The organism is Lysobacter sp. DMC104 (assembly GCF_056313665.1).
Genome location: NZ_JBQUZW010000001.1, coordinates 346,558 through 359,896, shown reverse-complemented (window position 1 = coordinate 359,896; position 13,339 = coordinate 346,558). Strand labels below are relative to the sequence as shown.

General features: G+C 70.0%; 14 protein-coding genes and 1 tRNA gene. 12 read left to right on the top strand and 3 right to left on the bottom strand.

All coding sequences use genetic code 11. The annotated features are described in order from the left end of the window. Window positions 1-5: 5 nt before the first annotated feature. The 12 genes from ACT53R_RS01725 (at window position 6) to ACT53R_RS01670 (ending at window position 9,392) form a co-directional block, all read left to right on the top strand. Complete coding sequence (locus ACT53R_RS01725) at window positions 6-1,265, top strand: Tle-like phospholipase domain-containing protein (protein ID WP_476170102.1); 1,260 nt, start codon at window positions 6-8, stop codon at window positions 1,263-1,265. Between the two features lie 21 nt (window positions 1,266-1,286). Further along, a complete protein-coding gene (locus tag ACT53R_RS01720) occupies window positions 1,287-2,498 on the top strand; it encodes a Tle-like phospholipase domain-containing protein (RefSeq protein ID WP_476170101.1) in 1,212 nt (403 codons plus the stop codon). Window positions 2,499-2,755: 257 nt separating this feature from the next. Beyond that, entirely contained in the window at window positions 2,756-2,953 is a 198-nt protein-coding gene (gene rpmI / locus ACT53R_RS01715) for a 50S ribosomal protein L35 (protein ID WP_027083463.1), read from the top strand. Between the two features lie 13 nt (window positions 2,954-2,966). Next, the gene (rplT, locus tag ACT53R_RS01710; RefSeq protein WP_476170100.1) at window positions 2,967-3,326 is read left to right on the top strand and encodes a 50S ribosomal protein L20; all 360 of its coding nucleotides are present in this window, start codon (window positions 2,967-2,969) and stop codon (window positions 3,324-3,326) included. Between the two features lie 130 nt (window positions 3,327-3,456). Then, complete coding sequence (gene pheS / locus ACT53R_RS01705; protein WP_476170099.1) at window positions 3,457-4,467, top strand: phenylalanine--tRNA ligase subunit alpha; 1,011 nt, start codon at window positions 3,457-3,459, stop codon at window positions 4,465-4,467. A 151-nt stretch (window positions 4,468-4,618) separates the two neighbouring features. After that, window positions 4,619-7,009, top strand: a complete 2,391-nt coding sequence (gene pheT, locus ACT53R_RS01700; RefSeq protein WP_476170098.1) for a phenylalanine--tRNA ligase subunit beta — start codon at window positions 4,619-4,621, stop codon at window positions 7,007-7,009. 68 nt (window positions 7,010-7,077) lie between these two features. Then, window positions 7,078-7,380: an integration host factor subunit alpha gene (locus tag ACT53R_RS01695; RefSeq protein ID WP_476170097.1), complete on the top strand. Its 303-nt coding sequence runs from the start codon at window positions 7,078-7,080 to the stop codon at window positions 7,378-7,380. Beyond that, complete coding sequence (locus ACT53R_RS01690) at window positions 7,373-7,729, top strand: MerR family transcriptional regulator (RefSeq protein WP_476170096.1); 357 nt, start codon at window positions 7,373-7,375, stop codon at window positions 7,727-7,729. The genes ACT53R_RS01695 and ACT53R_RS01690 overlap by 8 nt, the downstream gene beginning before the upstream one ends. Before the next feature lie 69 nt (window positions 7,730-7,798). Beyond that, window positions 7,799-7,875: transfer RNA gene (locus ACT53R_RS01685), tRNA-Pro, on the top strand. 158 nt (window positions 7,876-8,033) lie between these two features. Then, entirely contained in the window at window positions 8,034-8,243 is a 210-nt protein-coding gene (locus tag ACT53R_RS01680) for a hypothetical protein (RefSeq protein WP_476170095.1), read from the top strand. 42 nt (window positions 8,244-8,285) lie between these two features. After that, window positions 8,286-8,753 (top strand): hypothetical protein, encoded by a 468-nt coding sequence (locus ACT53R_RS01675; protein ID WP_476170094.1) that lies wholly within the window; start codon window positions 8,286-8,288, stop codon window positions 8,751-8,753. Window positions 8,754-8,906: 153 nt separating this feature from the next. After that, window positions 8,907-9,392 carry a hypothetical protein gene (locus ACT53R_RS01670; RefSeq protein WP_476170093.1) on the top strand — a complete coding sequence of 162 codons (486 nt, stop codon included), beginning with the start codon at window positions 8,907-8,909 and terminating at the stop codon, window positions 9,390-9,392. 75 nt (window positions 9,393-9,467) lie between these two features. Here ACT53R_RS01670 and ACT53R_RS01665 read toward each other — a convergent pair whose 3' ends face one another. From ACT53R_RS01665 to ACT53R_RS01655, 3 genes are read right to left on the bottom strand one after another with little or no spacing between them, the layout of a single operon-like run. Continuing rightward, window positions 9,468-10,127 (bottom strand): response regulator, encoded by a 660-nt coding sequence (locus ACT53R_RS01665; RefSeq protein WP_476170092.1) that lies wholly within the window; start codon window positions 10,125-10,127, stop codon window positions 9,468-9,470. After that, complete coding sequence (locus ACT53R_RS01660) at window positions 10,124-10,843, bottom strand: sensor histidine kinase (protein ID WP_476170091.1); 720 nt, start codon at window positions 10,841-10,843, stop codon at window positions 10,124-10,126. Before ACT53R_RS01660 ends, ACT53R_RS01665 begins: the two co-directional genes overlap by 4 nt. Next, window positions 10,840-13,209: a serine/threonine-protein kinase gene (locus ACT53R_RS01655; RefSeq protein ID WP_476170090.1), complete on the bottom strand. Its 2,370-nt coding sequence runs from the start codon at window positions 13,207-13,209 to the stop codon at window positions 10,840-10,842. The genes ACT53R_RS01660 and ACT53R_RS01655 overlap by 4 nt, the downstream gene beginning before the upstream one ends. Window positions 13,210-13,339 lie beyond the last annotated feature (130 nt).

Below are 13,339 nucleotides of genomic sequence, written 5' to 3'. Positions count from 1 at the left end.
CAAGGATGAATGCACAGTTCGACCCCCAGCGTCTCGATAGCCAGTCCCAGGGCGGTCCCCGCCAGTCGGTCGACCCGCTGACCCACGAGGTCCACGTCCGGCCGTCGTTCGCCGACGAGGTCCGCGGCCCGGCGCCGCGCGACATCGACCTGACCCTGGCGCGCATGGCGCAGGACGTCTACGGTTCGGACAACCGCCAGCGCGGTGAAGTGCAGGGCTGGCGCCCGCTGACCGACGACCAGTTCCGGCAGGTCGGCATCGATCCGGCGCTGCGCCACAACGCCTCCAGCGGTTTCGACGCCGACATCTACACCGACGGGCAGGGCCGCTACGCGCTGGCCTTCCGCGGCACCGACCAGGGCAAGGACTGGGCGACCAACCTCGGCCAGGGCCTCGGCTTCGAGACCGCGCAGTACAATCAGGCCATCGCGCTGTCGCGCCAGGCCAAGGTCGCGTTCGGCGAGGAACTGGTCATCACCGGCCATTCGCTGGGCGGCGGTCTCGCCGCGGTCGGTGCGATCACCGCCGATACGCCGGCCGTCACCTTCAACGCCGCCGGCGTGAAGGACAAGACGCTGGAGCGCGTGGGCATCGATCCCGACGCCGCGCGCGCGCAGGCCGAAGCCGGCGGTATCCGCCGCTACGCCGTCGATCACGAGATCCTCACCGGCCTGCAGGAACGCAACCTCGCGACCCGCTACCTGATGCCCGACGCCATCGGTAACAAGGTGGAACTGCCGGACCCCGAACCGCTCAGCGGCTTCTCGAAGATCAATCCCTTCAAGACGGTGCCGCACAGCATCCACAACCACGGCATGGACGTGGTGATCCGCTCGCAGGAGCAGGCTTTCGGCCACGGCGCCGGCGCCACCGGGCTGATGTCCAGCCCGGACCATCCGCAGCACGCCCAGTACCAGCGCATCTACGACCAGGTGCAGCCGCAGTTCGAGGCCCGCGGCCTGGGCCTGCGCGAAGCGCAGAACGTCGCCGGCGCGCTGACGCTGGAAGCCCAGCGCAGCGGCATCTCGCCCGACCAGGTCGTCAGCAACGGCAATCGCATCTTCGCCGTGCAGGGCAGCCAGCCCGAGACCCAGCGCTACGTGCAGGTCGATCTGCAGGCCGCGCAGCAGGTGCCGATGGCCGAAAGCAGCCGCCAGTCGCAGGCGCTGGTCGCCGCACAGCCGCAGCAGGTGCCCGGTGCGCCGCAGCAGGCGGCACCCGAGCAGGGCCAGGACCAGGCCGCTCCCGCACGCGGCGCGCGCTGACCGACCGGCCCCCGTCCCGCCATGGCCAGCCGCGACGCGAATCCCGCCTCCCTGCCGGCCTCGTCGGGCGGCAGTTTCGCCGACGACGTCGAAGGTACGGCGCCGCAGCCGATCGACCTGACCCTCGCGCGCTTGATGCGCGATGTCTACGACTACGACGGCAACGGCCATCCCGACGGCGTCGGCCGCTGGAAACCGCTCGGCGCCGACGAACTGCGCGCCTCCGGCATCGATCCGGCGATGCTGCGCAACACCAGCAGTGGCTTCTACGCCGTGATCTACGGCGATGACCAGGGCCACCGCGTCCTCGCCTACAGCGGCACCGACGAGGCCAAGGACTGGACCACCAACTTCGGGCAGGGCCTCGGCTTCGAGACCGCCCAGTACAACCAGGCCATCGCGCTGGCCCGCCAGGCGAAGGTGGCCTACGGCGAGAACGTGGTCATCACCGGCCACTCGCTGGGGGGCGGTCTGGCCGCCGCGGCCTCCATCGCCGCGGACATCCCGGCCGTCACCTACAACGCCGCCGGCGTGCACGACCGCACGCTCGAGCGCATCGGCCTCGACGCCGACGCGGTCAAGGCCGAGGCGGAAAAGGGCCTGATCCGGCGCTACGCGGTCGACCACGAGATCCTGACCGGGTTGCAGGAGCGCACGCCGATCCTCAACCACCTGATGCCGGACGCGGTCGGCCACAAGATCGAATTGCCCGATCCCGACCCGCAGAGCTTCTGGCAGAAGCTCAACCCGGTGAAGTCGGTGAAGCACGGCATCGACATGCACATGATCGATGCGGTGATCGCCGCGCAGGAAAAGGTCTACGGCAAGGACTACGACCGCACGACCACCGAGCGCGCGGCCACGCTCGCCGAGCCGCAGCATCCCGGCCACGCGCTGTACCGGCAGGCGCTGGAACACCTGCCGGCGACCGAGGTGTCCGGCGCCAACGAGCGGCTGGCCGGGGCCCTGGCGGCCGAGGCGCGCAAGGCCGGACTGTCGCAGGTCGACCACGTCGCGTTCGGCGACGGTGGTCGGCGCGCGTTCGCGGTCGAGGGCGATCCGGCCTCGCCTGCGCACCGGCAGGTGAACGTCGATGTCCTCCAGGCCGTGCGCACGCCGCTGTCCGAAAGCAGCGCGCAGGCGCTGGCCCCGCCACAGGCGGCCGATGCGGGCCGGGCTCCGGTCGACATCGCGCCCGCCCGCGAGGCGGACGCCGCGCCGCGCGCCCGCTGAGGCCGTCCGCGCGCCTCGCCCGCGGGAGGCCGGAACCGTTTGATTTGCATGGCAATCCCCGGGCGGGCATAATGGCCGGCCCGGTTCGCCGGGATGTTGCACGCACCATCCGAAGCAAGACCCCGAAATACCCCAGGACCCGCTCCTGATCCGGAATTCCTTTCCCGATCAAGGGCTTTCCACCGGCAGGGCAGGACGGAAAGCGTGGCCTCGGCCACCGCCCACGCCAGTACTCGATACGACCCCAGGACTTTCCAATGCCCAAGATCAAGACCAATCGGGCGGCGGCCAAGCGCTTCCGGAAGACCGCTTCCGGCAAGTACAAGTGCGGCCACGCCAACAAGAGCCACATCCTCACCAAGAAAGCGACCAAGCGGAAGCGCAACCTGCGGCAGACGAACCACGTTCGTGCCGAGGACGCCGGCCGTCTCGATCGCATGCTGCCGTATCTCTGAGGAGGGCTGAACCATGGCACGAGTCAAACGTGGTGTGATGGCGCGTCGTCGCCACAAGAAAATCCTGAAGCAGGCCAAGGGCTACTACAACGCCCGCCGCAAGGTCTTCCGCGTCGCCAAGCAGGCGGTCACGAAGGCGCTGCAGTACGCCTACATCGGCCGCAAGCAGAAGAAGCGCAATTTCCGTACGTTGTGGATCGCCCGCATCAACGCGGCCGCCCGCAGCAACGGCATCACCTACAGCCGCTTCATCAACGGCCTGCTCAAGGCCGGTATCACCCTCGACCGCAAGGTGCTGGCCGACATCGCCGTGCACGACGCGAAGGGCTTTACCGCGCTGGCTGAAAAGGCGAAGAGCGCGCTCGCGGCATAACGGATTCCTCCACCGAGCCCGCGCTTCCCGCTGCGGGTTCGGTGCGACGGACATCGAACCATGCATGGGGAAGGGCGCAAGTCCTTCCCCATGTTCGTTTTGGGGCGCAGGCAGCAGCAACGAGTCGGACATGAGCGATATCGAACAGCTTTCGACACAGGCCCTGGCGGACATCGCCGCCGCCGACAGCCCGGACGCGCTGGAAGCCTTGCGCGTCGCGCTGCTGGGCAAGCAGGGCAGCATCACCGCGCAGCTCAAATCCCTGGGCGCGCTGCCCGCGGACCAGCGCAAGGCGGCGGGCGAGGCCATCAACCGCGCCCGAGACGCCCTCGGCGACGCGCTGTCGGCGCGCAAGATCGCGCTCGACGACGCAGCGCTCGACGCGCGTCTCGCCGGCGAAACCATCGACGTCACCCTGCCGGGCCGCGACGCCGATCGCGGCGGCCTGCATCCGGTGTCGCGCACGCTGGAGCGCATCGCCGAGATCTTCGGCCGCCTCGGCTATGAAATGGCCGACGGTCCCGAGATCGAGGACGACTGGCACAACTTCGAGGCGCTGAATTTTCCGCCGCACCACCCGGCGCGGGCGATGCATGACACGTTCTATTTCCCGCCCGACGGTCGCGGCGTCGCGCGCCTGCTGCGCACGCACACCTCCGGCTGCCAGGTGCGCTACATGCTCGGCAACCAACCGCCGCTGCGCATGATCGCCGCCGGCAAGGTCTACCGCAGCGACAGCGACCAGACGCACACGCCGATGTTCCACCAGGTCGAAGGCCTGCTGGTCGACGAGCGCGCCAGCTTCGCCGACCTCAAGGGCACGCTCGCCGAATTCGTGCGCGCGTTCTTCGAGCGCGACTTCGAGATGCGCTTCCGCCCGAGCTACTTCCCCTTCACCGAGCCCTCGGCCGAAGTCGACATCGCCTGGCAGCAGCCGGACGGTTCGACGCGCTGGCTGGAAGTGCTCGGCTGCGGCATGGTCCATCCGAACGTGTTGCGCAACGTCGGCATCGACCCGGAGCGCTACACCGGCTTCGCGTTCGGCCTCGGCGTCGAGCGTTTCACCATGCTGCGTTACGGCGTGAACGACCTGCGCGACTTCTTCGAGAACGACGTGCGCTTCCTGCGCCAGTTCGCGTGACGCAGGCGTAGGGCGGGCCTTTGGCCCGCCATTGCGGTGGTTCCGTTCGCGTTGCACGCACGGCGAAACGGTTCCGATCAATGTCGATGCATCCGAAAGATCATGACGGTGGGCCAAGGCCCACCCTACGGCGAAACAAGGGTTTCAACGCATGAAATTCTCCGAAAACTGGCTGCGGCAACACGTCAAGACCGACGCCTCGCGCGAGACGCTCGCGGCGACGCTGACCGCGATCGGCCTGGAAGTCGAGGAGCTGACGGTGCTCTGCGCCGCGCTCGACGGCGTGGTCGTCGCGCGCATCGTCGAATGCGCGAAGCATCCGGAGGCCGATCGCCTGCAGGTCTGCCAGGTCGATGCGGGGCAGGGTGGGTTGTTGCAGATCGTCTGCGGCGCGCCGAACGCGCGCCCGGGCCTGGTCGCGCCGCTCGCCACCATCGGCACCACCGTCGGTACGCTCACCATCAAGGCCGCGAAGCTGCGCGGCGTCGCGTCCAACGGCATGCTCTGCTCGGCGAAGGAACTCGGCATCGACGCCGATGCCTCCGGCTTGCTGGAACTGCCCGACGACGCACCGATCGGTGCGCCGCTGGGCGAGTACCTTGGTCTGCCCGACGCCGCGATCGAACTCAAGCTCACGCCGAACCGCGCCGACTGCTTCGGCGTGCGCGGCATCGCGTTCGACGTCGCCGCTGCGCTCGGCAGCGTGGTCGAACCGCTCGCCGCCAAGTCGGTGCCGGCTGCGAGCGATGCGACGATGGCGGTCGAGCTCGACGCCGGCGCGAAGGTGCCGCGTTTCGCCGGCCGCGTGATCGACGGCGTCGACGCCACCGCGAAGACGCCGCTGTGGATGGCCGAGCGCCTGCGCCGCAGCGGTGTGCGCCCGATCAGCTTCCTCGTCGACGTGACCCAGTACGTGATGCTGGAGCTCGGCCAGCCGATGCACGCGTTCGACAAGGACACGCTGCAGGCGCCGGTCGTGGTGCGCCCCGCGCGCGCCGGTGAGGAAACGAAGCTGCTCGACGGCCGCACCGTCGCGCTGGACGAGGACTTCCTCGTCGTCTCCGACAGCACCGGCGGCCGCGCCGCGCGCGCGGTCGCGCTGGGCGGGATCATGGGCGGGCACGACACGCGCGTGACCGACGCCACCCGCAGCGTCTTCCTCGAAGCCGCGCACTGGATTCCGTCGGCGATCATCGGCCGCAGCCGCAAGCTCGGCATGCATACCGACGCCGGCCACCGCTTCGAGCGCGGCGTCGATCCCGAACTGCCGCGGATCGCGGTGGAATACGCGACGAAGCTCATCCTCGACGTCGCCGGCGGCGTGCCCGGTCCGGTCATCGACGCGGTGCGCGAGGCCGATATGCCGAAGCCGCAGGTCGTCGGCCTGCGTCGCGCGCGCCTCGCCCGAGTGCTCGGCACGACCGTGGCCGACGCCGAGGTCGAACGCATCCTGCGCGCGCTGGGCCTGGGCGTGGCCGCGACGGCCGACGGCTGGACCGTGGACGTGCCGACCCGCCGCTTCGACCTTGCGATCGAGGAAGACCTCGTCGAGGAAGTCGCCCGCATCCACGGCTACGACGCCATCCCGACCTCGCTACCCGGCGGTGCCACGCGCATCGCGGCCGGCAGCGAGACCGTGCTCGACGAAGCGACCGTGCGCCGCCAGCTCGTCGCCCGCGACTATCTCGAAGCGATCAACTATGCCTTCGTCGACGCCGACCTGCTGGCGACCTGGCAGGCCGCCGACGGCGCCGTCGCGCTGGCCAACCCGCTCAGCGCCGAACTCGGCGTGATGCGCACCCGCCTGCTGCCCGGGCTGACCGCCGCGCTGGCCCGCAACGCCGCCCGCCAGCAGTCGCGGATCCGGCTGTTCGAGATCGGCAAGACCTTCGCCCTCGGCGCCGACGGCGAGGCGCCGCGCGAGACCCGCCGGGTCGCGCTCGTGGCAGTCGGTCCGGCTGCGGCCGAGCAGTGGGGCGTCGCCGCCCGTCCGGTCGACTTCCACGATCTCAAGGGCGACCTGGACAGCCTGGCCGCCGCTTCGGGTGGCGTGCTGGCCTACCGGCCGTCGACCGCGCCGTGGGGCCACCCGGGCCGCTCGGCCGACGTCCTGCGCGACGGCGCGGTCATCGGCTGGATCGGCGAGCTGCACCCGCGGCTGCTGAAGGCGCTGGACCTCGACCACCGCGTCGTCGCGGCCGAGCTGGACCTCGTCCCGCTGCTGCAGCGCACGATCCCGCGCGCCGCCGGGGTCAGCCGCTATCCGTCCGTCCGCCGGGATCTCGCGTTCGTCGTTCCGGAAACGGTGTCCTGGGACGCCCTGCGGGCCACCGCCGAGCGCGCCGCGGGGCCGTCCCTGCGCGCGCTCCGGCTGTTCGACCGGTACGTCGGGAAGGGGGTCGAAACGGGATGCAAGAGCCTCGCTATGGGCTTGATTCTCCAAGAGGAATCACGCACTCTCACTGACAGCGAGGTCGACGCGGCGGTGACCGCCGTGGTGACTGCACTGCGGGGGGAACACGGGGCGGAAATCCGCGCATGAGGTCATGCGCCGGCCGGCTCCAGACGGCCGTCGCGTGAACTGATCAGGGCTCGTTCCGGGGGAAACGAATGGCATTGACCAAGGCGGAAATGGCGGAGCGTCTGTTCGACGAAGTCGGACTGAACAAGCGCGAAGCCAAGGAATTCGTGGACGCCTTCTTCGACGTCCTCCGCGAAGCCCTGGAACAGGGGCGTCAGGTCAAGCTGTCCGGGTTCGGCAATTTCGACCTGCGCCGCAAGAACCAGCGCCCCGGCCGCAACCCCAAGACGGGCGAGGAGATCCCGATCTCCGCGCGCACCGTGGTGACCTTTCGCCCGGGCCAGAAGCTGAAGGAACGCGTCGAGGCCTACAGCGGAGGCGTCGATGCTTGATCCCGGCAGCAACCGCGAACTCCCGCCGATTCCGGCGAAGCGGTACTTCACCATCGGCGAAGTCAGCGAGCTGTGCGACGTCAAGCCGCACGTGCTCCGCTACTGGGAGACTGAGTTCCCCAGCCTCAAGCCGGTGAAGCGCCGCGGCAACCGCCGCTACTACCAGCGCCACGACGTGCTGATGGTCCGCCAGATCCGCAGCCTGCTGTACGAACAGGGCTACACCATCGGCGGCGCCCGCCTCCGGTTGGACGGTGAGGGCGCGAAGCAGGAATCGGCCATGTCCTCCCAGGTCATCCGCCAGGTGCGGATGGAACTGGAAGAAGTGCTGCAACTGCTCAAGCGCTGAAGCGCCGCGGCGCATTCGTCCCGCAGGCTGGTCGAGCCCGGCCCCGGCGGGTACAATGCGCGACCTACCCGGGGTATAGCGCAGCCTGGTAGCGCACCAGTCTGGGGGACTGGTGGTCGTCGGTTCGAATCCGGCTACCCCGACCAAATTCAAGCCGAGCCACGCTTGGCAATGTCATCCGAAACCCCGGAGCGATCCGGGGTTTTTTGTTGCCCGTTCGTCTGCGGGCGCGTCCGCGTCGACTCGCAATGCCGTGCCGGCGATGCACGATCGACGTCGACCGTGGCGACAGGGGATGGCGTCGGTGTGCTGCTCGCCCGAGGTCTGGCAGGTCTGCGATGACTCCGCGCGCCGCTTCGTCGCGGTGATCGGCATCCGCGAATTCGCGGCGCTGCATGCCGAGCGCGCCCACGGTGCGAAGGTCAGGACCACCAAGGCGATGGACGACGCCTCGCTGCGCGACCTCGCGCCTGAGACGCGCGCGGTCGCCGATGCAAGTCCTCCCCGACGCTAACATGCTCCCGTCGTCGATCCCCGGACATCCCTCGTCCACTCCATGTCCAACCACCTCTCCTGCGACCTCAGCCTCCCCGCGGCGCAACTGCCCGCGCTGCAAGCGGCGCTGGCGGACTGCGTGGTGCCGGACGAGGGCGTGGCGTCGGTGGACGAAGCGCTGGCGGCGATGTTCCAGCGGTTGCTTGCGGCGCCGGGGACGGAGGAATGCCTGACGTTCGAGTTCGCGCCGGATCCGGGGTTGCTCGCGTTCCGGCATGCGCATCCCGACCTGCGGCCGAAGACGCCGGGGCATGTCGCGGTCGGTTGCTTCTGGACGAGTGCGCGGCGCGAAGGCGATGACCTGCTGGTGTCGTTCACGAGTGCGACGGGCGACATCGCCGAGCTGATGCGGTCGTCGCCGTCGGTGATCGCCGTGTTCGTCGGCCTCGCCTGCAAGGCGCACGGGATCGCGCATCTCGTCGACGAGTGGCAGGCCGCGACGCCGCTGTCGACGGGGTTACCCGGCTGAGCCTGCGTTGCGCGCAGGCTGGCGTCGCGAAGCCCTTCACGCTCTTCCTGATCGCCCGATCCCGCATCTGCGGGGTGGCTCCGGATGGTCGTGCCCGGCTTTGATGGCGCAGCCGCCATCGACCTTTCCGGCGGCCTTTTTCGAGGAGACATCATGAAGCGGCGAGGTGGCATGCGGTATGGGGCGGCGTGGGCGATGGGCCTGTGCCTGGCGTGGTCGGGTGCGGCGATGGCGGGCGGATTCACCGAGGGCGGCGCTGCGCTGTGGAGCGCGCGCGCGGAGCGTTTCGTGCAGGCGTTCCGCGACGACCGGCCGGGCGTGAACACGCAGGAAGCACTGGGGCAGGCCTGCGACGGCCTCTACGGCGAGATGTTCCAGTACGGCATGTACAAGACGCAGGTGCCGAACTATGCCTCGGATGCGTTCCGGCGGCTGTGCAACGGCATCGATGCGCTCAACGGCAAGGCGCACGGGCGCCGGAAGATCTGCAACGAGCTCGAGGGCGCGCGCAAGCAGTTCGCGAAGATCAAGGCCGGCGAAGCGCCGGAGAACGTGGTGGCGTTGAGCGAGCGCTTCCTGGTGCCGATGATCGACAGCCTGCTCGCCAAGGGCAAGCAGGACGACTGGTCGGGCTGCTGACCGCGAAGGTCGCGATGTGGCGATGCGCGGGGCGTCGGGCTCCGCGCATCGTCGTGCGCGTGGTGCGGGTACGCGTCAGATGCGCGCGACGAGGCCGAGTCGCGCCGCTTCCACCGCGGCTTCGGCGCGGCTGTTGACGTTGAGTTTGCGGTAGATGCTTTTCAGATGGTCGGACACGGTGTGGCGGCTGATTTCCAGCCGTTCCGCGAGTTCCGGCAGCCGGCAGCCCTTGCTGACCAGCACCAGCACTTCGCGTTCGCGCGCGGTGAGCTGTTCTGCGCCGGCGTGCAGCGGTTCGGGCGGTGCGTTGAACACGCGCAGCAGGCGTTGCGCGATGGCCGGCGACAGCGGCGGTTCGCCGCGGAGGATGCCGTCGAGTGCGGCGCCGAGGCGTTCCTCGGGCTGGTCCTTCAGCAGGTAGCCGTGCGCGCCGGCGCGCAGCGCGGGGAACACGTGCGCGTCGTCGCCGAACAGGGTCGTGACCACGATGACGCAGCGCGGATGCTCCATCGCGAGCCGGCGGATCAGGTCGACACCGCTGCCGTCGGGCAGGCCGAGGTCGACCAGCGCCACGTCGGGCGACGGGCCCGTTTCCAGTTGCCGCCGCGCCTGCGCGAGCGTGCCGGCGCAGGCCACCTGCACGCCGGGAAACCGTTGTTCCAGCAGGCGGATCAGCCAGCTGGCGACATCGGGCAGGTCTTCCAGGATCAGCGCGTGTGCCGGGATCGCGTTCATCGGTCCATGCTCCCCGGGGCGGACGGCGGCGGATATCCCGTCGATGCGGGAGCGACATCGGGCAGCGGAAAGCGCAGGCGTACCTTCGTGCCGCCCAGCGTGCCCGCCTGCCAGCGGATGTCGCCGTGCAGTTCCTCGGCGCGCGCCTGCATGCTGCGGGTGCCGCGTCCGCTGCCGATGCGCGCGGGATCGAACTGCCCGTCATCGGTCACTTCGAACACGAGGTCGTTGCCGACGCGGTCGATCACCACCCGCAGCCGATGCGCCGCGGCGTGGCGCAAGGCATTCGTGATCGCTTCGCGGCCGATGCGGAACAGGTGCATGGCCTGCGCAGGATCGAGCGGCGGATCGGGCAGGTCGTCGGCCTGGCGCCAGTCCAGCGCGATGTCGCGCGTGTCGAGCCGCTGTTCGGCTTCCTCGCGCAGCTGCGCCAGCGCTTCAAGCAGGGTGCCTTCGACGCCGCGTTCGCGGGCGAGGATGGCGCGCAGGTCCTGCAGGACTTCGCGCACCAATTGCTGGTGTTCCGGTTCGCGCACGCGATGCAGCAACGTGAGCAGGCGGCTGCCGATGTCGTCGTGCAGGTCGTCGTAGATGCGGCGGCGCTCGGCTTCCAGCGCCTGCGCGAGGTCGACCTGGCGTTGCAGTGCGGCCAGTCGCTCGCGCGTTTCGTCCGTCGGCGCGGGCGGGGCAGGGCGTCGTCGCCACCAGCGCGTCATGCGGTGTCTCCGGCCGCGCGCAGCCGTTCGCGGTTCTTGCGCGTGCGGGCGTGGTCGGCGCCGAGGTTTGTTTCGAGGATGGCCTGTGCCGCGCGCAGTTCGCGCAGTGCGTCGGCCTTGCGGCCGGCATGGGTGAGGATCTCGCCGTAGTTGCTGCGGAAGATGCCGACGTAGGGATGGTCCGCGCCCAGCGCACCGGTCGCATCGTCGAGCACCGCGCGCATCGTCGCGATCGCTTCGTCGTGGCGGCCCCGCTTCGACAGCAGCATCGCGAGGTTGCTGCGCGGCGCGAGCCGTTCGGGATGCACGTCGCCGCCCTGCGCTTCCTGCACGGCGACGATGGCGCGCAGCTGCGCTTCGGCCTCGTCGAGCTTGCCGAGGTCTTCGAGCACGTAGGCACGCTGGTTCATCGCCATCAGCGTGTTCGGCGCGTCGTCGCCGAATCGTTCGATGGTCGCCTGCACCAGCGTGTCCAGCAGTGGACGGGCTTCCGCCAGCGCGCCGCGCTGGATCAGCAGCGCGGTGAGGTTGTTGAGCGTGACCAGCGTGCTGGGATGCCGCGGCCCCAGCGTCTCGCGCCGCGCGGCGTAGGTCTCGCGGTAGATGGCCTCGGCCTGCTCGGTCTTGCCGAGACGGTCGAGGATGCCGCCCAACTGGTTGTACGCGTACAGCGTGAGCGGATGGTGCGCGCCGAGCGTTGCCCGCCTGCGCTGGTAGACCTCGCGCGCCAGCGGTTCGGCCGCCGCGAATTCGCCGCGGTATTTCAGCAGGCCGGCGCGGTTGTGGCGTGCGGTCAGCGCATCGGGATCGTCCGCGCCGAGAGCGCGCGCCGCGCGCGCATCGGTCTTCGTGGCCAGCGCGTGGGCTTCGTCGATGCGGCCCTGCGTTTCCAGCATCGTGGTCAGCGCGATGCCGGCGCGCACTGCGAGCCGGTCGTCGCCACGCGTTTCCGCCGACTGCAGGATGGCGCGCAGCCGCTTCTCGCCTTCGCCCGGATGCGTCTTCGGATCGATCGCGGCCGCGGCGTTGATGCGGATCGCCTGTGTGTCGAAGGCCGATTCGCCACGCAGGCGCGTGGACAGCGCATCGGCGGTGTCCAGCAGTTCCGCCGCCTGCGAGGCTTCGCCGAGGTGCAGCAGCGATGTGCCGAGCGTCGACGCCAGCGCCATGCGCGCGCCTTCCGGCAGCCGCGATGCGCGGCTGAGGTAGCCCTGGCGCGTGATCGCCAGCCACTCGCGCATGCGCAGGTCGTTGCCGGCGCCCTGTTCGGGGTCGGCCGAATGCAGCATGTCGGTGAGGAAGTCGTTGACCGCGTCGCGTTCGGCCAGGCGCAGTTCGGCGATGCGTCGCGCTTCGGCTTCGGCCAGCGCCATGCGCGTGGACACCACGGTCGCGACGACCAGCGTCGCGATCATCATCGCCGCCGAGATCGACAGCGCGCGGTGGCGGCGCACGAACAGCCGCGAGGTGCGCCACAGCCCGGGCGGTGCGGCTTCCACCGGACGGCCTTCCGACCAGCGCCGCAGTTCGTCGGCGAGTTCCGCGGCCGAGCCGTAGCGATCGCCGGGATCGTGGGCGATGGCCTTCATCACCACGGTGTCGAGCTCGCCGCGCGTCTCCTGCGCGATGCGATCCAGCGGCACCGGCGCGCGCGCGGCGACGAGCTTCATCGCCGCCACCACCGATGTGGTCTCGGCGAGGCCGGGGTAGGGCAGCGCGCCGCCCAGCAGTTCGTACGCGATCACGCCCAGCGCGTAGACGTCCCAGCGCGGATCGGCTGGCGCGCTGCCGTCGAGCTGTTCGGGGCTCATGTACGGCAGCGTGCCGAGCACCGCGCCGGCGGTGGTCACGCGGGTGAGGTCGCCGCGTTCCAGTGCGGTGGCGATGCCGAAATCGATGATGCGCGGTTGTCCCTGCGCATCGACGAGGATGTTCGACGGTTTGAGATCGCGATGGATCACGCCGCGGGTGTGGGCGAAATGCACCGCGCGGCACAGCGATTCCAGCAGGCGGACGCGTTCCCGCAGCGGCGGTGCGGCGGCGGCCCAGACATCGAGGCGGCGGCCGTCGACGTACTCCATCGCCAGCCACGGCACCGGCCCGGACGGGCCGTCGACCGCGCCCGATTCGTACAGACGCGCGATGCCGGGGTGTTCGAGCATGGCCAGCAGCTCGACTTCATGGCGGAAGCGCGCCGCCAGTTCGGGACTGGCGAGGCTGCCGTTGAGGATCTTCAGGGCGACATCGCGCCGGGGCGTCGCCTGGCGGGCGAGCCACACCGTGCCGTGGCTGCCTTCGCCCAGCAGCGAAACGCGACGGAACGGGCCGAACACGGCGCCTTCTTCGGTGATTTCCCCTTTGTCCATCGACATCCGCCCCCGGAGACCGGTCGATTGTAGGAGAAAACGGGGGCGTGTCCCCGCATCGGCGCGCGGTGGTCATCCGCGCCTTCGCCGCCCTGTCGCGCGACGCGGGACCGGCCTGCGGAGGGCGTGT